At 50.5% G+C, this 24,398-nt stretch carries 21 protein-coding genes and 1 tRNA gene; 9 read left to right on the top strand and 13 right to left on the bottom strand.

Translation table 11 applies throughout. From position 1 onward, the window contains the following. Window positions 1-22 precede the first annotated feature (22 nt). Entirely contained in the window at window positions 23-2,101 is a 2,079-nt protein-coding gene (gene recG / locus AC0L4K_RS19045; protein WP_473267554.1) for an ATP-dependent DNA helicase RecG, read from the bottom strand. 1 nt (window position 2,102) lies between these two features. Continuing rightward, on the bottom strand, window positions 2,103-3,008 hold the full coding sequence (locus AC0L4K_RS19050) for a hydrogen peroxide-inducible genes activator (RefSeq protein WP_417228228.1): 906 nt from the start codon (window positions 3,006-3,008) through the stop codon (window positions 2,103-2,105). Between the two features lie 62 nt (window positions 3,009-3,070). Between AC0L4K_RS19050 and AC0L4K_RS19055 the strand changes: the two genes are divergently transcribed. Beyond that, window positions 3,071-3,925 carry an SDR family oxidoreductase gene (locus AC0L4K_RS19055; protein WP_417228260.1) on the top strand — a complete coding sequence of 285 codons (855 nt, stop codon included), beginning with the start codon at window positions 3,071-3,073 and terminating at the stop codon, window positions 3,923-3,925. A 9-nt stretch (window positions 3,926-3,934) separates the two neighbouring features. Here AC0L4K_RS19055 and AC0L4K_RS19060 read toward each other — a convergent pair whose 3' ends face one another. The 6 genes from AC0L4K_RS19060 to hemB all read right to left on the bottom strand — a co-directional run bounded on the left by AC0L4K_RS19060 (window position 3,935) and on the right by hemB (window position 10,585). Then, window positions 3,935-4,687, bottom strand: a complete 753-nt coding sequence (locus tag AC0L4K_RS19060) for an ABC transporter permease (RefSeq protein ID WP_417228229.1) — start codon at window positions 4,685-4,687, stop codon at window positions 3,935-3,937. Further along, window positions 4,684-5,376 (bottom strand): ABC transporter permease, encoded by a 693-nt coding sequence (locus AC0L4K_RS19065; RefSeq protein WP_417228230.1) that lies wholly within the window; start codon window positions 5,374-5,376, stop codon window positions 4,684-4,686. Before AC0L4K_RS19065 ends, AC0L4K_RS19060 begins: the two co-directional genes overlap by 4 nt. A gap of 64 nt (window positions 5,377-5,440) precedes the next feature. Next, complete coding sequence (locus tag AC0L4K_RS19070) at window positions 5,441-6,202, bottom strand: ABC transporter substrate-binding protein (protein ID WP_473267555.1); 762 nt, start codon at window positions 6,200-6,202, stop codon at window positions 5,441-5,443. Window positions 6,203-6,241: 39 nt separating this feature from the next. Next, window positions 6,242-7,015: an ABC transporter ATP-binding protein gene (locus AC0L4K_RS19075; protein ID WP_417228232.1), complete on the bottom strand. Its 774-nt coding sequence runs from the start codon at window positions 7,013-7,015 to the stop codon at window positions 6,242-6,244. Between the two features lie 284 nt (window positions 7,016-7,299). Beyond that, complete coding sequence (gene ppk1 / locus AC0L4K_RS19080) at window positions 7,300-9,531, bottom strand: polyphosphate kinase 1 (RefSeq protein WP_417228233.1); 2,232 nt, start codon at window positions 9,529-9,531, stop codon at window positions 7,300-7,302. 43 nt (window positions 9,532-9,574) lie between these two features. Continuing rightward, window positions 9,575-10,585, bottom strand: coding sequence for a porphobilinogen synthase (hemB, locus tag AC0L4K_RS19085; RefSeq protein ID WP_417228234.1), 1,011 nt, complete (start codon window positions 10,583-10,585; stop codon window positions 9,575-9,577). 281 nt (window positions 10,586-10,866) lie between these two features. On the opposite strand from hemB, the gene elbB reads away from it, so the two are divergent. The 3 genes from elbB (at window position 10,867) to AC0L4K_RS19100 (ending at window position 14,778) form a co-directional block, all read left to right on the top strand. Beyond that, complete coding sequence (gene elbB, locus AC0L4K_RS19090; RefSeq protein WP_473267556.1) at window positions 10,867-11,520, top strand: isoprenoid biosynthesis glyoxalase ElbB; 654 nt, start codon at window positions 10,867-10,869, stop codon at window positions 11,518-11,520. A 110-nt stretch (window positions 11,521-11,630) separates the two neighbouring features. Then, window positions 11,631-13,325 (top strand): putative bifunctional diguanylate cyclase/phosphodiesterase, encoded by a 1,695-nt coding sequence (locus AC0L4K_RS19095; RefSeq protein WP_473267557.1) that lies wholly within the window; start codon window positions 11,631-11,633, stop codon window positions 13,323-13,325. Window positions 13,326-13,554: 229 nt separating this feature from the next. After that, complete coding sequence (locus AC0L4K_RS19100) at window positions 13,555-14,778, top strand: GGDEF domain-containing protein (RefSeq protein ID WP_473267558.1); 1,224 nt, start codon at window positions 13,555-13,557, stop codon at window positions 14,776-14,778. Window positions 14,779-14,807: 29 nt separating this feature from the next. On the opposite strand, the gene AC0L4K_RS19105 is transcribed toward AC0L4K_RS19100, so the two are convergent. Then, on the bottom strand, window positions 14,808-15,752 hold the full coding sequence (locus AC0L4K_RS19105; protein WP_473267559.1) for a LysR family transcriptional regulator: 945 nt from the start codon (window positions 15,750-15,752) through the stop codon (window positions 14,808-14,810). 144 nt (window positions 15,753-15,896) lie between these two features. On the opposite strand from AC0L4K_RS19105, the gene AC0L4K_RS19110 reads away from it, so the two are divergent. Continuing rightward, entirely contained in the window at window positions 15,897-16,877 is a 981-nt protein-coding gene (locus AC0L4K_RS19110) for a DMT family transporter (protein ID WP_473267560.1), read from the top strand. A gap of 81 nt (window positions 16,878-16,958) precedes the next feature. On the opposite strand, the gene hisF is transcribed toward AC0L4K_RS19110, so the two are convergent. From hisF to hisB, 3 genes are read right to left on the bottom strand one after another with little or no spacing between them, the layout of a single operon-like run. After that, the gene (hisF, locus tag AC0L4K_RS19115; RefSeq protein ID WP_417228240.1) at window positions 16,959-17,732 is read right to left on the bottom strand and encodes an imidazole glycerol phosphate synthase subunit HisF; all 774 of its coding nucleotides are present in this window, start codon (window positions 17,730-17,732) and stop codon (window positions 16,959-16,961) included. Between the two features lie 41 nt (window positions 17,733-17,773). After that, window positions 17,774-18,421: an imidazole glycerol phosphate synthase subunit HisH gene (gene hisH / locus AC0L4K_RS19120; RefSeq protein WP_417228241.1), complete on the bottom strand. Its 648-nt coding sequence runs from the start codon at window positions 18,419-18,421 to the stop codon at window positions 17,774-17,776. Further along, complete coding sequence (gene hisB / locus AC0L4K_RS19125) at window positions 18,422-19,015, bottom strand: imidazoleglycerol-phosphate dehydratase HisB (RefSeq protein ID WP_215951142.1); 594 nt, start codon at window positions 19,013-19,015, stop codon at window positions 18,422-18,424. 293 nt (window positions 19,016-19,308) lie between these two features. Here hisB and AC0L4K_RS19130 point away from each other — a divergent pair, with 293 nt between their 5' ends. From AC0L4K_RS19130 to AC0L4K_RS19145, 4 genes are all read left to right on the top strand, one after another. Further along, on the top strand, window positions 19,309-21,435 hold the full coding sequence (locus AC0L4K_RS19130) for an AsmA family protein (protein WP_473267561.1): 2,127 nt from the start codon (window positions 19,309-19,311) through the stop codon (window positions 21,433-21,435). After that, on the top strand, window positions 21,435-22,505 hold the full coding sequence (gene mutY, locus AC0L4K_RS19135) for an A/G-specific adenine glycosylase (protein ID WP_473267562.1): 1,071 nt from the start codon (window positions 21,435-21,437) through the stop codon (window positions 22,503-22,505). Before AC0L4K_RS19130 ends, mutY begins: the two co-directional genes overlap by 1 nt. A 27-nt stretch (window positions 22,506-22,532) precedes the next feature. After that, window positions 22,533-22,805: an oxidative damage protection protein gene (locus tag AC0L4K_RS19140; protein ID WP_126157021.1), complete on the top strand. Its 273-nt coding sequence runs from the start codon at window positions 22,533-22,535 to the stop codon at window positions 22,803-22,805. Window positions 22,806-22,911: 106 nt separating this feature from the next. Beyond that, window positions 22,912-22,987, top strand: a tRNA-Phe gene (locus AC0L4K_RS19145). 626 nt (window positions 22,988-23,613) lie between these two features. Here AC0L4K_RS19145 and AC0L4K_RS19150 read toward each other — a convergent pair. Next, window positions 23,614-24,339, bottom strand: a complete 726-nt coding sequence (locus tag AC0L4K_RS19150) for an outer membrane protein (RefSeq protein WP_473267563.1) — start codon at window positions 24,337-24,339, stop codon at window positions 23,614-23,616. Window positions 24,340-24,398 lie beyond the last annotated feature (59 nt).

The following is a 24,398-nucleotide window of genomic DNA, read 5'->3' on the forward strand; positions in this document are numbered from 1 at the left end:
AAAAACCGAGATTTAAAGCCGTTTAAACACTGGCATATTGCTCATCACGTCCGAGCCATCGCTGAATAATCGCATCACTCAACTGCGGATCAGCCATAATCTGTCCAGCCACTTGTTTCACTCGAGTCAACAGATCCGCATCCCGTTGTAGATCGGCCACTTTGAAGGACATCATACCGGTCTGACGGGTACCGAGTACTTCTCCCGGCCCACGTAATTCGAGGTCTTTCTCTGCAATTTTAAAACCATCGGTGGTTTCACGCATGACGGCTAAACGCTCGCGCCCCTGCTGTGACAGGGGCGCATGATACATCAGCAAACAGAAACTCTCGACCGAACCACGGCCCACGCGGCCGCGTAACTGATGTAACTGCGCCAACCCTAACCGCTCGGGATTTTCAATAATCATCACCGAGGCGTTCGGAACATCCACACCCACCTCAATCACGGTGGTAGCCACCAGCAGATCGAGTTCGGCGGCTTTGTAACTGGCCATAATGGCGGCCTTTTCAGCCGGTTTCATGCGGCCGTGAATCAAACCGATGCGCAGCTCCGGCAATGCCTCGCGCAGCGCTTCGGCGGTCACTTCGGCGGCCTGGCACTGCAACGCCTCAGATTCTTCAATCAGAGTGCAGACCCAGTAGACTTGCCGCCCCTGACCACAGGCATCACGCACCCGTTCGACAACCTCTGGACGACGCTGATCCGAAATTACCACCGTATTCACCGGTGTGCGCCCCGGCGGCAGCTCATCGATCACAGAGCAATCCAGATCGGCATAGGCGCTCATGGTCAAGGTACGGGGAATCGGTGTAGCCGTCATAATCAATTGATGAGGTGCCCGATGATCAGTTCGACCTTTCTCACGCAAGGCTAGGCGCTGATGCACACCGAAGCGGTGCTGCTCATCAACCACGACCAACCCAAGATTAGCAAAGTGAACCTCATCCTGAAATAGTGCATGGGTGCCCACCACCACCTGTGCCGAACCATCACTGATCACTTCTAGCTGGGCCTGACGTTTTTTACCTTTTAATTTACCCGCCAACCAAGCTACTTTCAGCCCCAACGGCTCGAGCCAATGGGTAAAACTAATAAAGTGCTGCTCGGCCAGAATCTCAGTGGGCGCCATGATCGCCGCCTGAAAGCCACCCTCAACCGCTTGCAGTGCCGCCAAAGCGGCCACCACGGTTTTACCCGAGCCCACATCACCCTGCACCAGCCGCAGCATCGGATAGGGCTGAGCTAGGTCGGCGCTAATCTCTTGGCTGACCCGCTGCTGAGCCCCCGTCAAGGGAAAGGGTAGTTGTTGTAAAAAAGCATCCTGATACTGCCGATTGGCCCGCAGCTCCGGAGCGCCTGATTGCCGGGCGCGCTGACGTAACTTAATCAGTGAAAGATGGTGCGCCAACAGTTCTTCAAATGCCAATCGCCGCTGCGCTGGGTGATAACCATCGAGTAACTGTTCTTGGTCAGCATCCACCGGCGGACGGTGCAGATAGCTGATCGCCTCATTGAGAGAGGGTAAGCGCCACTGCTGTCGCAGATGCTCGGGTATCAACTCGGTCAACGAGCCTTTGGCGAGATAGGACAGGGCGCCATCGGTTAAGGCGCGCAAGCGGGCTTGATTCATCCCTTCGGTGGTAGGATAGATCGGCGTCAAACTCTCTTCTACTGGCGTAATCACCGTATCATCGACCCGTCGGTATTCCGGATGATAGATTTCCAAACCGCTAGCACCAGTACGCACTTCGCCGAAGCAACGCAACCGGGTGCCCGGTTTAAGATTGTTTTTCTGTGCCGCTGAAAAATGGAAAAAACGCAGTGTAATGGTGCCCGTACCATCTTGTAGGCGACACACGAGGCTGCGCCGCCGTCCCATGGCAATATCGGCCCCTTTAACTTCACCTTCAACGACCCCTTCATCGCCGGGCCGCAGGCCGCCAATAGGCATAATGCGAGTGCGATCCTGATAGCGCAGCGGTAAGTGAAACAGCAGATCTTGCAGGGTACGAATATCCAGCTTTTCGAGTTTCTGCTGCAACGCCGCCCCGACGCCTTTCAGCTCTGTCACCGGCAGTTGCGCGAGGGCGGTATGCATATCAGTGTTTATTTTCCGCGACGGCACAGCTATTCAGTGCGTCAATCAATAGATCGATCGCCTGTGGCCGAGGGAAACTAGCCCGCCAAGCAAGCCCTACGGTGCGCACCGGTGGTGGCGACTTAAAGGGTTTAGTCACCACCATATCCGACTGATAATAACCGCCGGTCGCCGACTTAGGAATTACACTGGCTCCTAGCCCTGAAGCCACCATCATACGGATAGTTTCCAACGAACTCCCCTCGGTGATGGTGTGCTTATCAGAGCCATGGGAGAGGGTCGGACAGGCTTCCAAGACCTGGTCGCGAAAGCAATGGCCTTCGCCAAGCAGCAATAGATCTTGCTCATGTAACGTCTGGCTATCGATCTGATCTTTACTGGCTAAAGGGTGATCCTTAGGCAGCAACATCATAAAGGGCTCATCATAGAGCGGCCGGGTGAGGATATCGGGTTCATCAAACGGCAACGCCACGATAATGGCATCCAACTCACCATTACGAATTTTAGGACGCAGGTTTTCGGTGAAATTTTCTTCGATATAGAGCGGCATCTTCGGCGCCCGCTTTTGTAGTTCGGGCACCAGTTGCGGAAATAGGTATGGTCCGATGGTATAGATCGCACCGACCCGCAATGGGCTGGCCAATTGATCCTTACCCTCTTGAGCTAGATCTTTGATCGACTCAGCCTGCTCCAGCACCGTTTGCGCCTGACGCACCACTTTCTGCCCTACCGGTGTTACCCTCACCGCATGCTTACTACGCTCGAACAGTGCGGTGCCCAATTCGTCTTCAAGTTTTTTAACCGCAATACTCAAGGTGGGCTGGCTGACAAAACAGCGCTCGGCGGCACGACCAAAATGTTGTTCTTGGGCCAGGGTAACGATGTAACGTAACTCGGTAAGAGTCATACGCGGCTTTCCTTTGTTATGATACGGACTCAACCTGAGACAGGATAAGTACTGTGAAGCATATGTTAAACAGGGATCAGATTCTAATCGCCGGTTGCGGTGATGTCGGCAGTCAGCTAGGACTGAACCTCGCCGCCCAAGGACATCAAGTGTTCGGCCTGCGCCGTAATATAAACCAGCTGCCCGCGGGTATCCAAGGGATCGCCGCTGATCTAAGTCAGCCTGACACGCTTCAGGGCCTGCCACAACCGCTTGATACACTGTTCTATATCGTTGCTGCTGGCCAGCGGGATGCAACCGTCTATCAACAAGCGTATCCCCAAGGCCTAAGCAATCTACTGAATGCCCTAGAACAACAGTCGATTCGGCCACGACAACTTTTCTTTATCTCCAGTACGGCAGTCTACCATCAACACCATGATGAATGGATAGATGAACAGTCCCCCACCGAGCCAGACAATTTTTCCGGCCAAATCATGCTGGCGGCGGAGGCGATCGCACTTCAAAGCGGCCTAGCGGCGACGGTGGTGCGTTTCAGCGGGATTTACGGGCCCGGACGCAACTATATGCTAGGGCAGGTTAATCGCGGCATAGGCTACCCTGATACGCCGTCACGCTATAGCAACCGGATTCACCGTGACGATTGTGTCGGCGTGCTGGAACACCTTTACCAACTCTCCCATCAACAAGCACTGCCGCCGCTCTATCTAGCCAGCGATGATGCCCCCGCGCCATTACACGAGGTCAGTGACTGGCTGGCTAAACAACTTAAGGTCGAGATAACGGAAAGGTCAGCGCGGCGTACCATTGGCAGCAAGCGCTGCCGTAATACAGTATTAAAAGCATCAGGTTATCAATTCAAATACCCGGACTATCAGAGCGGATATCCTGAATTAATCGAGGCTTTTCGCCAATAATCGCAGGGATTACTTTTGATCGATATGGGGATCGCGCAACAACGGATCCAGATCTTTCGGGGTATCGGTATGATGGTAATATTGATACCGATTAAAGCGATACTCCATAAAACGGAACAGAGCAATAATCACCGCACTGATCGCTAGATACACCATACCTGCGGCTAAGAACATCTCCAGCGGTGTATAGGTGCGGGCAATAATGGTCCGCGCCATACCGGTCAGATCGAGCAGCGTAATGGTACTGGCTAGCGCACTCCCCTTAAGCATCAGAATTACTTCGTTGCCATACGCAGGCAAAGCGATACCGAAGGCGCGGGGAATAATAATCCGGCGAATCTGCACCGGCTTACTCATACCCATCGCTTCTGCCGCTTCGATTTCACCATTCGGAATGGCCTGAATCGCACTACGGAACAGCTCGGCACTGTAGGCCGCGGTATTCAAACTGAAGGCGATAATCGCGCACCAATAGGGCTGTTTAAGAATCGGCCAAAGGAACGAATCACGCACATATTCAAACTGCGATGCGCCATAGTAGACTAGGAAAATCTGCACCAGCAGCGGCGTCCCACGGAAAAAATAGATATAGATAAAGGGCAACACCCGCACCCAAGGTCGGCTAGAGGCCCGCATCAAGGCGAGCGGTATCGCCATCGCAATACCAATCAGGCCCGAGATCAAGACTAACTCCATGGTTAGCCAAGCGCCTTCCAACAAGCGAGGCAAATACTGCCAGATAACACCCCATTCCCAGGTCATCCTCGATTCTCCCGGCCCGCAGGGTTAGCCACCCGTTCCATAAACATGGTAAATCCTGTGGTCGCGGCCGTCAGCAGTAAATAGATGCAAGCGGCAACCATAAAGAAGGTAAAGGGCTCTTTCGTGGCGCTGATAGCCACCTGTGACTGACGCATAATATCGTTCAGTCCCACCACCGAGACCAACGCAGTATCCTTGAGCAACACCTGAAACAGATTACCCAAACCGGGAATCGCCAGACGCCACACCTGCGGCAGGATAATCCGGAAGAAGGTTCGCCGAGGACTCATGCCACAGGCAAGCCCCGACTCCCACTGGCCGTCCGGAATTTCCATCATCGCCATCCGAAACACTTCGGTCGCATAGGCGCCAAACGCAATCGACAAGGCGGCAACACCGGCCACAAAAGGGCCGATCTCGATATACTCGTCGTAGCCAAAGCCACTGGCGATCCACATTAGCAATTGCGAGCCACCGAAATAGATCGTTAGCACTAACAACAGTTCCGGCAAGCCACGCACCAGCGTGGTATAGCCGGTTGCGAACCAGCGAGCGAAACGGTTTTTCGACAGTTTTGCCGCTGCGCCTGCCAAACCAAACACCAGCCCCACCAATAAACTAGACAGTGCTAGCTGAATGGTGACCCAAGTACCGGATATGAGGAGTTGACCAAAGCCTTGCAGGTCCATGAAATACCCTAAAAAACGGGCCGGTCAACGCCGGCCTCAGTGATAAAAATGGTTATTCACACCATTAATAGATGGAGAATGGGAAATACTTTTTGTTGATTTTATCGTAGGTACCATCGGCAACAATCGCCTTGATCGCAGCGCTAAACTTATCTTTCAGCGCATCGCCCTTACGAACAGCTATACCGATCTTATCGTTAATATCGATATCTTCACCTTGGAAATCAAAGCCCTTACCTTCTTCTGAACGCAACCAGTCATAAGCAGGAAATTTATCCGACAACAATGCATCCAGACGACCCGAAGTCAGATCCAAGTAGGCGTTATCCTGAGTGTCATACAGTTTTACATCAACGACATCACCGAGGTTATCTTCCAGATACTGACCGGCAATGGTCGCTCGCTGTGCGCCAACGGTTTTACCCTTCAGACCCGCTTTTGTCACTTCAATATCGCTACCTTCAGATGTAACGAAGGCCAACACATTGGAATAATATTTTTCTGAGAAGTCGACAACCCGCATACGCTCTTCGGTAATCGACATAGAGGCGATAATGGCATCATATTTCTTTGACCGCAGGCCGGGAATAATACCATCCCAATCCTGTGCCACGATCTCGCAATCAGCCTGCATCTGAGCACACAGTGCTTTAGCAATTTCAACATCAAAGCCAATCAGCTCACCGCTAGAATCAACCATATTAAAAGGCGAATAGGCGCCTTCGGTAGCGATACGGATAGTATCCCCTGCCGTCGCTGTCTGAGCGGCCACAAGACCTCCGGCAACTAATGCTACGGTGGCAAACAATTTACGTATATTCATCATCAACATCCTTCTAATCTTAATTTTCTTATTCAAAAAAGCCTAACTGTGACTGGCCATGAATTCCTGCACACGCTTAGATTTTGGACTATTAAACACTTGCTCTGGTGGCCCGATCTCTTCGATCTGACCCTCATGTAAAAAGACCACTTGGCTGGACACGTCTTTTGCAAAGCGCATCTCATGGGTCACGATCAACATCGTTCTGCCCTCTTCCGCCAACTCTTTCATGACCGCTAACACTTCATTGACTAATTCAGGGTCGAGCGCTGACGTCGGCTCATCAAACAGTAGCACCTGTGGATCCATTGCCAATGTACGCGCTATTGCCACTCGCTGCTTTTGTCCACCGGACAGATTATCGGGGTAAGCATTGCGTTTATCCGCAAGACCGACTTTTTCCAATAACTGCTCGGCCCGCACGGTGGCCTCTGCTTTCGACTGTTTCAACACCTGAGTCGGTGCTTCGATAATATTTTCGAGGATGGTTTTATGTGGCCAGAGGTTAAAGCTTTGAAACACAAAACCAATGCGCGCACGCATCTGTTCCAGCTGTTTGCGATTGGCCGCCACCAGATTGCCATCTTTACCCGGTTTCAACTCCAGTCGCTCATTACCCACGGTAATTTCGCCCTGGCTCGGGTTTTCCAGCAGATTAATACAACGCAGCAGGGTACTTTTACCGGAGCCACTGGAACCCAGAATAGAGATAACATCACCATCATAAGCGGTGAGTGAGACACCTTTGAGGACGGCAAGGTCACCGTAGGACTTATGAATATCGTTCAGCAGCAGGGCTGTTGGGGCATTCGCCATGATCAGGCTTCCATCTGGTATTTATTATTCCGCTGATAACGGCTAAATAACGTGAAGGATAGCGCCTATTGCGTCAAGCACAGTAACGTATAGGCCGGCAGGATCGTCTGCTGCTATCCAGATGTTTCTTATCAGAAACTTCTACAATCAGACAATTTTCCACAAAACGCCCTCGGAAGCAAACAAAAATAGAACACAGGGCCGCAGACAACGGGTAAAAACAGGGCTAAAAACGAAAAATGGCCCCGAAAGGCCACTTTTAATCCACATTTATCGACAATATTTTAACTACTGAACTGACTGAGCAGCGCTTCCTGAGCGCTCACCGGTTCTTCCCCTTCTAGGGGTTTATTAAGCGTATAACTACCATCAGAATGCATCGCCCAACTACGGCAATTATCCGCTAAGTAGAGATCCAAATCACTCTTCACTCGATCGGCTAACTTGCCGGTCAACGGAAAGCCCGTTTCGACACGATTAAGCATATTGCGCTCCATCCAGTCGGCACTGGAACAGAGCACTTCCGACTTACCCTTATTACCGAAATAATAGACCCGGGTATGTTCAAGAAAACGGCCGATGATCGAGCGCACCGAGATATTTTCTGAAATCCCGACAATGCCCGGCCTCAGACGACACATGCCGCGCACAATCAACTCAATTTTAACCCCACGCTGAGACGCCTGATATAGCGCGCGGATCAATTGCGGTTCGGTTAAACCGTTAATCTTAACGATAATATGACCCTGCTTGCCATGCTTTGCTTCTCGCTCGATCATTTCCAGCATGCGCGCGTGCAGTGTAAAAGGCGCATTATGCAGCTTTTTCAAGCGTAGAATTTTGCCCATACCGGTTAACTGATGGAAAATTTTGTGCACATCTTCACCAACATCGGCATCACTGGTCATATAGCTGTAGTCGGTATAAAGCCGTGCCGTACCGGAATGGTAGTTACCAGTGCCAAGGTGGGCATAGCGCACTAGTTTGCCATCTTCACGGCGTACCACCAGCATCATTTTGGCGTGGGTTTTAAAATCAACCACGCCATACACCACCAGCGCGCCCGCTTCTTGCAATCGCCCTGCGAGCTGTAAGTTCGATTCTTCATCGAAACGTGCCCGCAGCTCGATCACCACGGTCACCTCTTTACCACTGCGGGCAGCATCCACTAACGCATCGACAATATCGGAGTTTACCCCGGTACGGTAAAGCGTCTGCTTGATCGCCAGCACCTTAGGGTCTTTCGCCGCTTGTCGCAGTAGGTCGACTACCGGTGAAAACGACTGAAATGGATGATGTAGCAGCTGATCTTTATGACGCAACACATCAAAAATATTTTTCTGTTTGTAGCGCCCTGACATACCCGGCGTAAAGGGCTTCCAGCACAACTGTTTGCAATCAACCAGATCGCGCAAGGCCATCATACGAGTCAGGTTAACCGGGCCATCGACCCGATAGGTATGCGCTTCGTCGAGATTAAATTCGCGCAGTAGGAAGCGGATCAACACCTCAGGGGTACGCTGATCTACCTCAAGCCGCACCGCCGCGCCATATTTACGGGAATGCAGCTCACCCAACAGAGTACGGGCCAGATCTTCCACTTCTTCAGAATCAAAAGTTAAATCGGCATTCCGGGTGATACGGAACTGATAACACCCTTCAACTGTCATTCCAGGAAACAGCTCATCAGCAAATTCATGGATGATCGACGACAAGAAAATCAGATTATCGCCACCATCACAGAGATTATCCGGCAGACGAATCAAGCGCGGCAGTGAGCGAGGCGCGGGAATGATTGCCAAGCCACTTTCCCGACCGAAGGCATCTTTACCATCCAACTCAACGATAAAGTTAAGGCTTTTATTCACCAAACGGGGAAATGGATGAGAGGGATCCAGCCCAATAGGACTCACTACCGGCTGCACTTTCTCTTCAAAAAAGATACGAATCCACTCTTTCTGCTCATCGCTCCAGTCACGCCGACGTTGAAAGTGGATGTTCTCTTTTTCTAGCTGTGGAAAGATGGTCTCATTAAGAATTTTGTACTGCCGTTCAACCTGCGCACTACAGATCTCGCCGATGCGGTTCATCACGACCTGAGGATGCATCGCATCGGGACCCACCGATTCACGGCCATACTTCAACTGTGCCATCAACTCAGCGACTCGAATTTCGAAGAATTCGTCGAGGTTGCTGGAGAATATCAGCAAAAACATCAACCGCTCCATCAGCGGATGGGTCTCATCCAAGGCCTGCTCCAGCACCCGGATATTAAACTGTAGATGACTCAGTTCACGGTTGATATAGAGTTCGGGGGCTTTCAGATCCAGCGGCAGCTCTTCAACCGGTTCAGTAACCGCGATCGCTTCCCGGCTTTCCACCAATGCGATAGAGGCCTCATTGGCCGCCTCGCTTTGATCCGCTAGTTCCACCTGTTCGGCATCTGACAACGCTACCTGTTCATCAGTCAGCTCGTCGACCTGCTCAGTCGCCGGCTCGTTAATCTGCTCGCTCATGTATGCCCCTCTGTTTTTGTATTGTTCCCGTTACCCCGGGATATTACTCATTCAGTACTTGTGCAGCCCGTTTAGCGAAGTAGGTCAAAATACCATCGCAACCGGCTCGTTTAATACAGGTCAGCGATTCCATCATCACACTTCGCTCATCCAACCAACCATTCTGGAAGGCCGCCATATGCATCGCATATTCACCACTCACCTGATAGACAAAGGTGGGGACTTTTAATTCATCTTTAACTCGACGCACAATATCCAGATAAGGCATACCAGGCTTCACCATGACCATATCGGCACCCTCAGCCAGATCCAGTGCCACCTCATGCAAGGCTTCATTACTGTTGGCGGGATCCATCTGGTAATTAAACTTATTACCCTTACCTAGGTTAGCAGATGAGCCGACAGCATCACGGAAAGGACCGTAGTAGGCACTCGCATACTTAGCAGAATAAGCCATAATACGGGTGTTCACTCGGGTATTCAGTTCCAGCTCTTCACGGATGCAGCCAATACGCCCATCCATCATATCGCTAGGCGCAACAATATCGGCCCCCGCTTCAGCATGGGACAGTGCCTGACGTACCAGTGTATCCACTGTACGATCATTTAAAACATAGCCATTGGTATCGATAATGCCATCTTGGCCATGGGTCGTGAACGGGTCCAGCGCCACATCAGTAATCACACCCAACTCTGGGCAGGCATCTTTCAGCGCTTTGACTGCACGCTGAGCCAAACCATCGGGATTATAAGCTTCTTCAGCCAGTTCAGACTTAGCACTCGCAGGCGTTACCGGGAAAAGCGCCACCGCAGGCACCCCTAAAGACACCAGTTCACGGGCCTCTTTAACCAATAGATCGATACTCATCCGCTCGATACCCGGCATTGAGGCAATCGCTTCACGCTGGTTCGTGCCTTCGATAACAAACACGGGATAGATCAGATCATCGGGCGTCAAAACGTTTTCACGCATCAGACGACGGGAAAAATCATCAGCACGCATACGACGCATGCGGGTTTCAGGGAAAAAACGCTGACTATTAGTAAATGACACAGAAAACTCCTTTTAGAAGCGGGTATTTGACCGGAAAACAATGACATTATTATGACAGAAGCCACGGAGTGACGACTATAGATAAAGCATTATACTTAGTGACCTAGATTATAAATGGCTGAAATAATGAATGATTAACACTCTCAGCTCCGTCGTTATGATACTCAACGGCAAATCTAAGTATTTTAAACACCACGAAACATCGAGGGGAATCGCTGGTCCAACCGCTGTGCGGTAAGGTTCAGCCGCTTTCAATCTTCACCTTAAAGGGAGTACCCATAATGAAAAAAGTAGCCGTGATATTGTCAGGATGCGGTGTCTATGATGGTTCAGAGATCTATGAATCCGTATTGACCTTGCTAGCGATTGAGCAGGGCGGTGCCAGCTACCAGTGCATGGCCCCGAATATTGATCAGATGCATGTCATCAACCACCGTAGCGGTGAAGAGATGGCCGACGAGCAGCGTAATGTCCTAACCGAAGCCGCACGTCTTGCCCGCGGAGAGATTATCGATCTCGCCGACGCAAACCCAGCCGACTATGACGCTCTGATCATCCCCGGCGGCTTTGGCGCAGCCAAAAACCTCAGCGATTTCGCCGTTGCGGGTGCCGCAGCAACAGTTAACCCCGCTCTACTGGCCTTCACCCAAGCGATCCACGCCAGCGGCAAACCGGTAGGCTTGATCTGCATCGCCCCAGCCATGACCCCGCTGCTATTTGGCGAAGGCGCCACCTGCACCATTGGTAATGACCAAGCAACTGCCACAGCGATTGAAGCGATGGGAGGTCAACATCAGGACTGCGAGGTTGGCAACATCGTCTTTGATGAGAAATTCAACCTAGTGACAACCCCAGCCTATATGCTCGCCGGTAGTATTAGTGAAGCCGCCAGCGGTATCAACAAGCTAGTAAATAAGGTGCTGCAACTTTCTTGATCGCTGTTATGATTGGCGCCCAAAATACGTTAGCGGGTAGTGAGTAAGGTTATGTTGTCAGTCAAATGGGCCTATTGCCTCAGTTTAATCTTGGCAGTTCAGAGCGACTAATGGCTCACTCACTCTCTCGCCGTATCGGCCTTATCATTACATTTCTGTCTCTTGTACTAACCATCAGCCTGTTGTTGCTTGGTGGTTATCTGCTTAACATCGTGCATCACGTCTCCATTGTTGAGCTTTGGCTACACAGCGATAACCCATTAAACCTGTTAGGCCTGTGGCTAGCGGGTTTTCTCCTGCTGCTCATGCCGACGCTGATACTTGCTAAACAACTGAGCAAAAAGCTGCTGCAACCACTGCATCAGCTCACCGAAAAAACCCGGACTTACAACCGCCAAGGCCCACCAGTGGACTTTGAACTACACAGCGATACCGAATTTAGTGAACTCAGTACAGCCCTGCAAGTGATGCAGGAACACCTCAGTGACAGTGATATTCAGTTGCAACGGATGACCTACCGGGACACCTTAACTGGCCTCAACAACCGCTTCGGGCTGCATCAGGAATTAAGTAAACTGATTCGCTGGGCGCGTAAACAGGAGAGCCGGATGGCGCTGCTGTATATCGACCTCGATCACTTCAAACAGATCAATGCGTCATCCAGCCATGCCTATGGCGATCAAGTGCTGCAAATCATCGCCCAACGGCTGCTCGATGTGATCAAAGCGCAAACCCAGAAGCAGCAGCTTCCTTTCCCTGAGGAGCTACTGATCTCACGCCCCGGTGGCGATCAGTTTGCGGTGATGCTTCCCGATATTCTGCATGTCGATGAAACCGAGCAACTCAGTGGCCGAATTATCGAAGCCCTGCAACAGCCCTATCATGTCAACGACAAAACGTTCAACCTGTCCTGCAGTATTGGTATCACTCTCTACCCAGATGATGCTAATAGCGCCGAACGGATGCTAAAACACGCTGATATCGCCATGTACGAGGCCAAACACGCAGGCCGTAATCGGGCCCGCTATTTCCTCCCGGCGATGCACCGTGAGGTGGAAGAACGGGTCATGATTCAGCAGGGCATCAGCACCGCTATTGCCACTAACCAGCTCTTTCTTGAGTATCAACCCATTGTCGATCTACAACTGCATAAGCTGATTGGGGCAGAGACTTTGATACGTTGGAACCACCCGCAACGGGGCCGATTAGGGCCTGAAACCTTTATTCCCATTATTGAAGAATCCGACCAAATCGGCGCACTAACCGTGTGGCTGATCGAAACGGCCGCCGCCGAACTCGCTGCGCTCCCGTGCCAGCAAAGTGCCAAGCTGTCGATCAATATCTCGTCCGCCATACTCAACAAGCCAGAACTGGCTCGGCTGGTAAATGAAGCTCTACTCAGAGTCAGTCACAGCCCGCACCAGCTCTGCTTAGAGATCACTGAAACCAGCTTAATGAAGGATATCGATAACACCCTGCCGCTGCTCATGCAGTGGAAAGCCGCGGGTTACCGTATCTGGATCGATGACTTTGGAACCGGCTACTCATCTCTCAGCTACCTCGCCCGACTACCCATCGATGGGGTGAAAATCGATCGCAGTTTTATTCAGGATTTGGATCATTCAAAGCCGGTAATCGAAGCGATTCTCGCGCTGGCTGAAACCATGGATCTCTTAACCGTATGTGAGGGTATCGAAACGATCGAACAGCAGTACGCAGTGACCAGCCTCGGCTGTGATTTTGCCCAGGGCTTTCTCTTCTCTGAACCCTTATTGATTGACCAACTCAAAGAACAGTTAGCCTAATCTGTACCATTACGGCCATAACAGCGCCCGATAACCAGCTCGGTGCTAACTTCAGCGTTAGCGTTCACACATGGCCTGCCCAACACTAAAACAGTCTCGACAGGCAAAGACTGCTGTAAATTTTTTGACCTATATCAGCTCAGCAACAGTTATTTAAAAGAAGTCGTGATTCCTGACGATACACCTATATTGTTCAAGCTGATCTGTGATCAAAACCGGAAGCAACAGGATGAAGTACTTAAGCGCTATGTATATCTCATTAAGTGAATCGCTGGGCATTTATACACCGGACCAGCTCTATGAGCTGTTCACTAACAAACAGCACAGTATGCCGATCTCCCGTCATCGGGCCGCGATCATGCAGAGTCGAATTTTCTTCTTCTGTGCTATTTTTGCCGTTTTAGTGCCAACCTGGTCATTGATCGATCTACTCTTTTTACCCAGCGCACTGTGGGGCGAACTGCTATTAATCCGCGTGCTCTCGGCCGCCGCATTTACGTTACTGGCTTGGCAAGCCCGCAAAGAGCCGGATTTACAGCGCGCCCGCTGGTTACTCGCAGGGATGCTATCGATCACGCCGCTGTTTTATCTGGTTTCCGATCACTGGTTACAAGCCTATGAGTTGAGCGGCACCGAACAGGTCATCGCCGAACTCTACGCCCTGCTGCCCTTTGTTATGATTGCTGGATTAACCCTGTTTCCACTAACCCTAAAAGAGCTACTGCTATTCGCCACACCGATGTTGGCCGTGGTGGTGATCTCATCGTTGCCTCAAGTTAACAGTGACATTCCCCAGGCGGTTTCCACTATCTGGCTCTTCTCTTTGATTCTCGGTGTCGCTATGTTCGCCTCCCTGAATCAACTGCGTTATATGCTCTCGCAGGTCAACCGCGCCAGTTATGATGTGTTAACAGGCTTGCTGACCCGTCGAGCAGGCATCGAAATGCTGGATCTGCAATTTCGCTTATCTGCCATGAGTGGCGCCAATCTATCGATTCTTTATCTTGATCTCGACCACTTTAAAACCGTCAACGATGTGTATGGGCATGATGCCGGCGATGTTGTACTCAGAACCGCCGCACAACAACTCAACACTCTGGTACGTAAAGGAGATAGCGTGATTCGTTGGGGCGGCGAAGAGTTCATCATCATTCTACCCACCGCAGAATCCGGTGAAGCCGATGATGTCATTAGACGCTTGATGCATGCCGGACTCGGGCTACGTCCTGATGGTGCGCCTGTGACTGCCAGCATTGGTGTCGCAGAAGTTCAGGCCGATGCCGTTAATGATTGGAAAGCCTTGATCGAACTGGCAGATCACCGGATGTATACCGCGAAAACACAAGGGCGCGCCCGTAGCCTTGGGGTCAACCAAACCGAACTATTGTGGCCTGCAGATTCCGCAGCCTCAGACAGTCCCCTTGAAAAGCAAGTCGCCGACGTGAGCTGTTAACAGCATGATCAATCCATATATCAACACACTTAATTGGTGGGAAAAGGGATCTGTGCTTTCACCACATCACGACATAAATTACGCAGCCAGATACTGCCCGAATCTTGATCGACCGCTTTTGGCCAAACTAAATAATAGTCGATATCTTTTGATTCAAAGGGAAGCGGCTTAATCGTTAAGCCAAACCGTTCGGCATAGCGGGATGCCAGCAAACCGCTGGAACTAAACAACAACTGTGTTCGCCCTACCGCCTCTAAAGCCGCCATAAAATAGGGGGTTCGCAGCGCAAAATGTTTTTCTCTCGCCAGCTTACCCAAAGGGTCATTACCGGGCAGTTTTGCCCGCCCGCCCAAATTAACCAACACATGAGAGTAAGCCAGATAATCCTTGATGGATACCTCCGGCTGTGCCGCCAAAGGGTGATTTTTGGCCATAATCAGGACATATTTCTCTCGTCCAAGCAATAACCGCTCAAAGTGATGAGGCACCCGGATAAAGCTACTACATAGCGTCATATCACAGACCTGATCAAGCTCCTCCAATAAACTGGTTTCCGTCACTGTGGTTGTATCTAGGGACGCATTCGGTGCTTCTCGATAAAAACGTTCGGCGATACTCGGCACATATACCTGAGCCTGATAATGGGTTGTTTGCAAACGGAAAGTCCGATCGCTCAGCTGTGGTTCAAACGGTGGCGCCGACATAACATTGGCGATCTGCTCCAACATTTGCCGCACGGGGTTTTCCAGCGCCAGCGCCTTTGAGGTCGGAATCATTCCTCTGGCCGTACGGACAAATAATGGATCATCAAAGGCTTGTCGCAAACGCTGCAAGACTCGACTCATAGCCGACTGACTAATAAACAGGCGGTCTGCGGCCCGCCCGACATTACGCTCCTCAAGCAGATAGAGCAGCCCCGTGAGGCTCTTAATATCTAACTGTTGGAACTGCCCTGGTAAGACCAAACTATTCATCCGCGCCTCCTCATTCGATCCACCCCAACTAATCCCTTAAGTCTTACCCGATTTCTGCATAATGATATGAACTATTATGCATTGGTAACGAAATAGAATAAACGCCATGCTAGAGGCTCTGCTTTTTCACTAACGAGCACTCATATGACACTGGATCGTAGCCGCTTTTTATATGGACTGTTTTTTTGCTGCATCACGCTGATGTTTTGGGGCATGTTACCAATTGCGCTAAAGCTTTCGACAGGATTTATCGACCCGATCACCCTCACTTGGTTACGGTTTACCTTTGCCGGTATCGTGATGCTCTTATGGCAGCTAAATAGAGGCAAGCTGGCCGAATTTCGCCACCTATCCAGAAGCCACATCATCAGCCTGCTCATCGCTGGCACCATGTTGATAGTAAACTACACCTTTATGGTCTGGGGATTAAGCTATCTTCACCCCGGTGCGGCACAACTTAGCTTTCAGTTAGCGCCACTGTTTCTAACGCTGGGCGGTTGGTGGTTTCTTAAAGAGCGGGTGTTTTGGCAACACTGGACCTGCTTTGCACTAATGGCGAGCGGCATGCTGCTGTTTTTTCACCCCGCGATTGAAAGCAGTACCGGACTCACCGGTATCGGCTTTTTAATTGTTCAGGTCTCGGCCCTCGGCTGGACCGCCTACGCACTGATCCAAAAATCATTATTTAAAGTGCTCTCGCCCTCTAACATTCTGTTGAGCATCTACCTTTATGCGCTGATCATCATGCTGCCTTTTGCCCACCCCACAAGTTTATTAGAACTGAATAGCCAAGATTACTGGGTGGCGCTGTTTTGCTGTGTTAACACCGTTGTCGCCTACGGCGCATTCGCTCAAGCAATGCGCTACTGGCAAACGGTACAGGTGAGCGCCTGCGTAGCCATGACACCGGTGGTTACCTTTATACTCTCGGAGGTTTGTGTCGCCTATGGGCTCTTCAGTGAGGTGATATTTTCGGCCGAGGCCGATCAGTTGAGCTTGCTAGGGATGGCCTTAGTTATCGCGGCGGCGATCACCGTTCAGCTGCTTAGCCCGATGCTGACAAAGCGCCATCAATCAAGGCTGGAACAAGCTTCAGTCCTAAAAACCCCCTTAACTAACGACTGAAATAAAAAATCCGCTACCAGAAGCTGATAGCGGATTCATAAGGCCAGCCGCTAATACGGCTCAAATGTAAAAGATAACGCCTTAAAGGCGAACTTCAATGCCCCGTTCTTTCATATACTGCTTCGCTTCGGGGATACTGTATTCATTAAAGTGGAAGATAGACGCCGCCAACACCGCATCCGCCTTACCTTCAATGCAGCCCGCCACTAAATGATCCAAATTACCCACGCCACCTGAGGCAATCACCGGCACATTCACCGCATCACTGATCGCCCGAGTAACACCAAGATCGTAGCCGTTTTTAACCCCGTCTTGATCCATTGAGGTCAGCAAAATTTCACCGGCTCCCAACTGCACCATCTTTTTCGCCCACTCAACCGCATCCAGCCCGGTTGGCTTACGTCCACCGTGGGTGAAAATTTCCCAACGATCGGTTTCGCCTGGCTGAGAGACTTTTTTGGCATCGATAGCCACCACGATACACTGAGAGCCAAACTTATCGGCCGCTTCGCGAACAAAGTCCGGATTAAACACCGCTGCACTGTTAATCGACACTTTATCCGCACCGGCATTCAGCATAGTGCGAATATCATCCACCGTACGAATACCACCACCCACCGTCAGTGGAATAAACACCTGAGAGGCCATTCGCTCAACCGTATGCACCATAGTATCCCGCCCCTCATGGGTCGCGGTAATATCAAGAAAGGTGATCTCATCGGCACCCTGTTCGTCGTAGCGCTTGGCCACTTCAACCGGGTCACCGGCGTCGCGGATATCGACAAACTGCACCCCTTTTACAACGCGGCCGTTCTCTACATCCAGACAGGGGATAATACGTTTTGCCAGTGCCATGATTTTTACCTATAACAACTCATATACGACTATTAAACAGATTAGCGTTTGCCATCCCAGTTAAGGAAGTTTTTCAGCAGCTGCAGCCCCACCGTATGACTCTTCTCGGGGTGAAACTGTGTAGCAAAAACATTATCTCGGGCAATGGCCACATCGATATCAACACCGTAGTGGCAACCGGCCGCGACCAACGGCTTATCCACCGCATCCACGTAATAACTGTGGACAAAGTAGAACCGGCTAGCATCATCAATACCGTGCCAAAGCGGGTGATCGAAGCGCTGATGCACCTCGTTCCAACCCATGTGTGGCACTTTAAGGCGCTCGCCATCGGTCTCTTTAAGGTCATCGCCAAAGAAGCGCACGGTGCCGTCGAAATGCCCAAGGCAATCAACGCCACCATTTTCTTCAGAGCGCTGCATTAAAGCCTGATAACCCACACAGATACCCAAGAAAGGCTTACCCGAACTGATCGCTTCTGCCACTTCACGGTCAACCCCCAGCCGGCGAATCTCAGCCATACAGTCGCGAATCGCGCCCACACCCGGCAACAATACCCGGTCGGCATTACGCACCTGCTCAGGATCGGCGGTGACCAACACCTCAACATCGGGCATTACATGTTCTAATGCTTTAGCAACCGAGTGCAGGTTGCCCATACCATAATCAATGACTGCCACACTACTCATTTATAGCGACCCTTTAGTCGATGGCATCTGATCTGCAGCCCGTTGATCAATCGTCAACGCGCCCCGCACCGCCCGACCGAAAGCTTTAAAGATAGTCTCGGCTTGGTGGTGGGCATTAAAGCCTTTCAGGTTGTCGATATGCAGCGTCACGCCCGCATGATTGACAAATCCTTGGAAAAACTCCCAAAACAGCTGAGTATCAAATCGGCCAATATTGCCACGGGTAAATTCAACATTCATATCCAACCCTGGGCGACCGGAAAAGTCGATCACCACACGAGACAACGCCTCATCCAGTGGGCAATAGGCATGGCCATAACGCAAAATACCTTTTTTATCCCCAACCGCCTGCGCAAATGCTTGGCCGAGCGTGATACCGATATCTTCGACCGTATGGTGATCATCGATGTGATTGTCGCCCTTGGCAACAATGTCCAAATCAATCAGGCCATGACGAGCAATCTGATCAAGCATGTGCTCAAGAAAAGGGACGCCGGTGTCAGCATTCAGCTTACCGCTGCCATCCAGATTCACAGAAACAGTAATCTGGGTTTCCAGGGTATTACGGGTGACGGTGGCTTTCCGTTCGGCCATGATCTTCTCCGCGATGAGTTAACAGAACTGTTTGTAAAAACATTCGTAAAAATAAGCCGCTATTATACAACCAATAACACCTTAATGCGTAGCACTCGGGCCGATTAGCAGCGTAAAAAGCCCCGGCCAACTTGCTGTTTTCATTTACGGTTAATCTAGGGTCTGTAAAATCGATCTGCTACTATGCTGTTAATAATCAACTTTACAAAAACATGTGACACAAATGGCATGTTTTACTAACAGATCTGCTGTATTGATATATCTGTTACCGATGCATGATCCAAGGAGAAGACATGAAAACGCTGTTAAAGATTTTTGGGGGCCTGATTGCACTACTACTGGTGGTAGTGGTTGCAGGCGGAGTCCTACTGGGGATGTTTTTTGATCCCAACGAATACAAACCTGAAATCCAAAAACTAGCCCTTGAAAAAGGCGGTGTTCAGTTACAGATCAACGGTGATCTAGGCTGGTCAGTCTTCCCATGGCTCGGCATCGAAATCAATCAGATTAAAGTGAACTATCCCGGCAAACCTCAACTGGCTGAGCTGAATCAAGCACAGGTCTCGGTTGAACTCCCTGCACTGCTTTCCGGCAATGTAAAAATGAGCAGCATTTTGTTGGATGGCCTGACGCTAAACCTTGAACAAAGCAAACAGGGTAGTAACTGGGCTGTCGCTGGCACAGCGCAACCATCCACCGAAAGTACCCCAGAGACTGCCGCCGAAAGCAGCGGTGGCGCAGCCATTGCGCTGGATATCGAAAGCATCGCGATCACCAACGGTAATATCAGCTATACCAATACGACCACCGACAGCAAAGTGCTATTGAAAAACTTCTCCATGACCTCGGGCAAAGTCACCACCGGTGCCTACTTCCCTGCCGAACTCAGCTTTCAAGCGGAACAATATCAAGCAGATCAAAAACAGCTAACCCTCGACGCAGCCCTAACCGCTGAATTTTTCCTCGATTTAGCTAACCAGCAATACAATATCAAGGGACTAGCAAGCACCTTAGGCCTCAGTGGTGTAGCCTTCAACGACAAAACCGTACAGGTAAAGCTGAACAGTGACATCGAAGCTAACTTGGCCAACGAAACCGCCACGCTGAAAGGTATGAGCTTGAGCGCCGCCAACGTGGCTGCTAAAGGCGATGTCTCAGTCGCTAGCTTCAGCAAGCCCGTTATCAGCGGCAATCTCAATGTTGCTCAATTTAGCTTGCAAGAGTTACTAGCAGCACTGGGTCAACCGGCAATCGAAACCACCGATCCCGATGTACTCAAAGCCATCAGTTTCAATGCTCAACTCGGCGGTGCCGCCAACACCCTCGGGCTGAATAAAATGAGTCTGAAATTGGATGACACCAACTTCAATGGCAGCTTCGCGATGAATCTGGCCACCGGCTCAATCGCCTTCAATATGAAAGGCGATGAACTGAATGCCGACCGCTACCTGCCCCCCGCATCAGAACAACCCGCACAAGCATCATCCGACAGCAAAGCAAAATCTACAGGATACTCTAAAGAGCCTATCATTCCTGTTGAGCTACTCAAAGGGCTGAATATGGATGTTGATTTGGGGCTGAAAAAATTACTAATCAACAAACTGACTCTGACCAACCTCGAGCTTGCCACCAGTGCCCACGGCGGTTTAGTGAATATAAGCAAACTCAACGCGGATATGTACAGCGGTACGCTGCGTAACTCAGTGATTGTCGATGTACGCAAATCACCGACTAAACTGACGGTTAATAAAAACATCAGTAATATCCAGATCGGCGACCTGCTGATGGATATGGCTGAGGTTGATCGCCTAACCGGTACCTTTAACACCCAAACTAAAATCACCGCTCAAGGCGACTCAGTGCATGCCATCGTTAACAGCCTCAACGGTAACTCTAAAATCACCATGCCCGATGGCGCGGTCAAAGGGATCGATATTGCCCAGACAATCTGCCAAGGCTTCAACAATGTAACCTCCTTGGGCATCGATACCGAACAGGTCGATCGCTCCACCCCCTTTGCCGATCTTAGCAGTAACTTTAAATTCACCAACGGCGTCGTTAGCAATCAGGATTTAATTACTAAACTCGATGCCATCACGTTGCGCGGCAAAGGCAGCGTTAGCCTGCCGGCGCAAAACTTAGATTACCGCCTCGGCTTAACCATTGAAGAAAATCTGTTTAAGAAAACCTGCTCTGTCAATAACAGCCTCGAAGGGGTTGAGTGGCCAGTCAACTGTAAGGGCAGCTTCGACACCGAGCCGGCTAAACTCTGTCGTCCCGATGCCAGCGTGCTCAAAGAGCTGTTAAAACAGAAAGCGAAAAAACAGCTGGAAGGCAAACTGATGGAAAAACTGGGTGGCGAAGAAGGCAGCAAGGCCGAAGGCGCTAAGAAACTACTCAAAGGATTGTTTGGAAGCTAATGACAGCCGATCAGTTCTCCACCGCCGTGCTGGATTGGTTTGACCAGCACGGTCGTCACGACCTGCCTTGGCAGGCCGACAAAACAGCCTATTTCACCTGGCTATCTGAGATCATGCTACAACAAACTCAAGTCAGCACGGTGATCCCCTATTTCGAGCGTTTTCGAGAGCAGTTTCCCACGGTGGAGGATCTTGCGGCAGCAGAGCAAGATGAAGTACTGCACCTGTGGACCGGCCTTGGCTACTATGCCCGCGCCCGTAATCTGCATAAAACCGCTAAGATCATCAGTGATGATTTTGGCGGTCAGTTTCCCGATAGCATCGAAGCGCTCGAGCAACTCCCCGGCATAGGACGCTCCACCGCTGGGGCGATTCTATCGATCTCTACCGGCAAGCGAGCTGCAATTCTCGATGGCAACGTCAAACGGGTATTGGCCCGTTACTACGCCATTGAAGGCTGGCCCGGCACCACCGAAAACATAAAGCAACTGTGGCTATTTGCCGAACACAACACCCCTCACCAGCGAGTTGCCGATTACACCCAAGCAATGATGGATATGGGCGCAACCCTTTGTACGCGCAGCAAACCAGCCTGTCTTCTCTGCCCATTGGTAACAGGCTGTCAGGCCCATCAACAGGGGCGCGAGAATCAGCTTCCTATCGCTAAGCCAAAAAAAACCATTCCGATTAAACAGACCATGATGCTGTTGATTCGGAATGAAGAGGGACAGATATTGCTCCGCCAGCGTCCCCCTAGCGGCATCTGGGGCGGTCTATGGAGCCTTCCTGAAACATCTGACCTACGTGATGCCGAACAGGAAACTGGCCTGCCTATCGATGCTGATAGCGCCTCAGCCCTGTCGCCTGTGCGTCACACCTTTAGCCATTTCCATCTCGATATCACCCCGGTGCACATTGAACTGCGGGATAATGACCTTACAAACAGTGTCATGGAACAGCCCGCCACTCTCTGGTATAACTTACGCCAGCCACAGAAGATCGGTCTGGCCGCCCCGGTAAAAAAGCTACTGGGCAAACTAAAAACCAGCTACACACCGGTCTCAGAGTAAACGATCAGACTAACCTTGGAGAACACCATGACCCGCACCGTAATGTGCCGCAAATACAAAGAGGAACTGGAAGGACTCGATAAGCCCCCTTATCCGGGTGCCAAGGGCCAATTGATCTTCGATACCGTATCGAAAAAAGCCTGGACCGAGTGGACCAACCACCAGACCATGCTGATCAACGAAAAACACCTCAGCTTAATGGACCCATCAACCCGTGAATTCCTGCAACAAGAGATGCAGAAGTTTATGGATGGCGATGACTACGAAAAGGCCGAAGGCTACGTTCCACCGTCGAAATAAGTACAGAAAATAACCAATCACACTAAAACTGCAAAAATAACCACTTTTATGCTGCAGGATGATTGACAGCGCAGCCTGAAATCAGTTTAATACGCACCTCTTGTTTGCCCGGATAGCTCAGTCGGTAGAGCAGAGGATTGAAAATCCTCGTGTCCTTGGTTCGATTCCGAGTCCGGGCACCATTTATTTAGTTAAAAGAGCCTCACTCATCTTGTAAAAAGAGAGCTGGGGCTTTTTTACGTCTGGACTACCGCAGCTCGGAACGCGAACCAAGTTCGATTATTCGTTGCTACGCCCCTTCATAACTATGAACAATAATCCCCATGGGGAAACTTCTCGCTAGGCTCTAGCGCTCAACGTTTTGCTTAAGTAGAGTGGACCTGACAGGCAACTTGTGACCGCTATCGGTCGTGACTTTAAACTTAGGCGCTCAACACTGGTCTTTTTGAATGCTGCCCGCCAGTTATAAAGCTGCGACTCATCAATACCGAGCGCTTTGGCTGCTGAACGACACTGCTTTTGGCTGCGAGCTTTAGAGCTTCTGACTTGAACGATGGAGCGTATTGCCGACGTTTGCCCCTGGATGTCATTGTTCACCGAGCTAAGCGATTTTACTCGTTTAACTCGGTGTTCAAAATGCTGGGGCGGATCAATATAGAGAATACGGGCATACGATAAAAGTAAGTTGCGCTGCAATAAATTAGCTTATCGGGTAACTGGATATTAACCACAGAGCCGCCAACCCGGGAATAATCTCTAAAGGCTAATTTAAATAGCCCTTATGTCTTAATAGTCATCGTTATCTATCTTAGAAATTTACACGTACACCCACGGCAACTTCATGACTTGCGAGATCATCGATCTTAAAACCGTCAGTAAATGAATCCTGCCCAGTGCTTACATCGCCGAATGTGGCATATTGGTATTCACCATAAATGGAAGCCTGTTTGGTTAATGCATAACTGCCACCTACACCCACATTCCAGGTGAATTCAGTGTTATCACCATTTTTATAGTTATCATAATAACCATCGGCTACACCATCAAACGGATCGAATGCAGCAACACCCGCTCCGCCAAGACGTGCTGAGTAGCGGTTCTTAGATACGCCCACGCCAGCTTTAACGTAAGGCGTGAACTGAGATTCATTAGAGAAGTCATAAAAAACTTCTACAGTAAGGGTTGTGCTTTTGACGTCACCGTTGAGTATATATTCTTCACCAGCGCGACTACCGGTGCCGACCTTCCTGTCGTCAAAGTCACTTTCGTGGTAGCCGATACGCCCTTCAACACGCAGCTGCTCATTGAACTGATAACCGATACCCACCTCGCCTGCTATACCGCTGCCTGCATCAAATGATCCAGGAAAATCAGCATCAGAGGCAACATTGTTTCCGTAGGGTGTTGAGTCATTCGCCTGTTGATTGGTGCCGAGTTGTGCCGTCGCATAAAAGCCTTGTGCCAGCACTAATGAAGGAGTGGCTAATATTATTGCAATCGCTGAAGCAAACTTCTTACCTGTATGGTTCATCATTTCCCCTCTTAATTCTCTTAATTGATGTAGAAAGTAGGGCGAGTATGACGCAAACTACC

Source organism: Amphritea sp. GJ51-11 (assembly GCF_055808735.1).

Excerpts from the sequence above, each read along its gene's own strand:
- AC0L4K_RS19140 (WP_126157021.1), top strand. The coding sequence starts at position 22,533 with ATGACCCGCACCGTAATGTGCCGCAAATACAAAGAGGAACTGGAAGGA.
- ppk1 (WP_417228233.1), bottom strand. The coding sequence starts at position 9,531 with ATGAGCGAGCAGATTAACGAGCCGGCGACTGAGCAGGTCGACGAGCTG.
- recG (WP_473267554.1), bottom strand. The coding sequence starts at position 2,101 with ATGCATACCGCCCTCGCGCAACTGCCGGTGACAGAGCTGAAAGGCGTC.
- AC0L4K_RS19050 (WP_417228228.1), bottom strand. The coding sequence starts at position 3,008 with ATGACTCTTACCGAGTTACGTTACATCGTTACCCTGGCCCAAGAACAA.
- AC0L4K_RS19150 (WP_473267563.1), bottom strand. The coding sequence starts at position 24,339 with ATGATGAACCATACAGGTAAGAAGTTTGCTTCAGCGATTGCAATAATA.
- AC0L4K_RS19095 (WP_473267557.1), top strand. The coding sequence starts at position 11,631 with ATGGCTCACTCACTCTCTCGCCGTATCGGCCTTATCATTACATTTCTG.
- AC0L4K_RS19100 (WP_473267558.1), top strand. The coding sequence starts at position 13,555 with ATGAAGTACTTAAGCGCTATGTATATCTCATTAAGTGAATCGCTGGGC.
- hisH (WP_417228241.1), bottom strand. The coding sequence starts at position 18,421 with ATGAGTAGTGTGGCAGTCATTGATTATGGTATGGGCAACCTGCACTCG.
- hisB (WP_215951142.1), bottom strand. The coding sequence starts at position 19,015 with ATGGCCGAACGGAAAGCCACCGTCACCCGTAATACCCTGGAAACCCAG.
- AC0L4K_RS19060 (WP_417228229.1), bottom strand. The coding sequence starts at position 4,687 with ATGACCTGGGAATGGGGTGTTATCTGGCAGTATTTGCCTCGCTTGTTG.
- AC0L4K_RS19075 (WP_417228232.1), bottom strand. The coding sequence starts at position 7,015 with ATGGCGAATGCCCCAACAGCCCTGCTGCTGAACGATATTCATAAGTCC.
- AC0L4K_RS19055 (WP_417228260.1), top strand. The coding sequence starts at position 3,071 with ATGTTAAACAGGGATCAGATTCTAATCGCCGGTTGCGGTGATGTCGGC.
- AC0L4K_RS19070 (WP_473267555.1), bottom strand. The coding sequence starts at position 6,202 with ATGATGAATATACGTAAATTGTTTGCCACCGTAGCATTAGTTGCCGGA.
- AC0L4K_RS19110 (WP_473267560.1), top strand. The coding sequence starts at position 15,897 with ATGACACTGGATCGTAGCCGCTTTTTATATGGACTGTTTTTTTGCTGC.
- AC0L4K_RS19130 (WP_473267561.1), top strand. The coding sequence starts at position 19,309 with ATGAAAACGCTGTTAAAGATTTTTGGGGGCCTGATTGCACTACTACTG.
- mutY (WP_473267562.1), top strand. The coding sequence starts at position 21,435 with ATGACAGCCGATCAGTTCTCCACCGCCGTGCTGGATTGGTTTGACCAG.
- AC0L4K_RS19105 (WP_473267559.1), bottom strand. The coding sequence starts at position 15,752 with ATGAATAGTTTGGTCTTACCAGGGCAGTTCCAACAGTTAGATATTAAG.
- elbB (WP_473267556.1), top strand. The coding sequence starts at position 10,867 with ATGAAAAAAGTAGCCGTGATATTGTCAGGATGCGGTGTCTATGATGGT.
- hisF (WP_417228240.1), bottom strand. The coding sequence starts at position 17,732 with ATGGCACTGGCAAAACGTATTATCCCCTGTCTGGATGTAGAGAACGGC.
- AC0L4K_RS19065 (WP_417228230.1), bottom strand. The coding sequence starts at position 5,376 with ATGGACCTGCAAGGCTTTGGTCAACTCCTCATATCCGGTACTTGGGTC.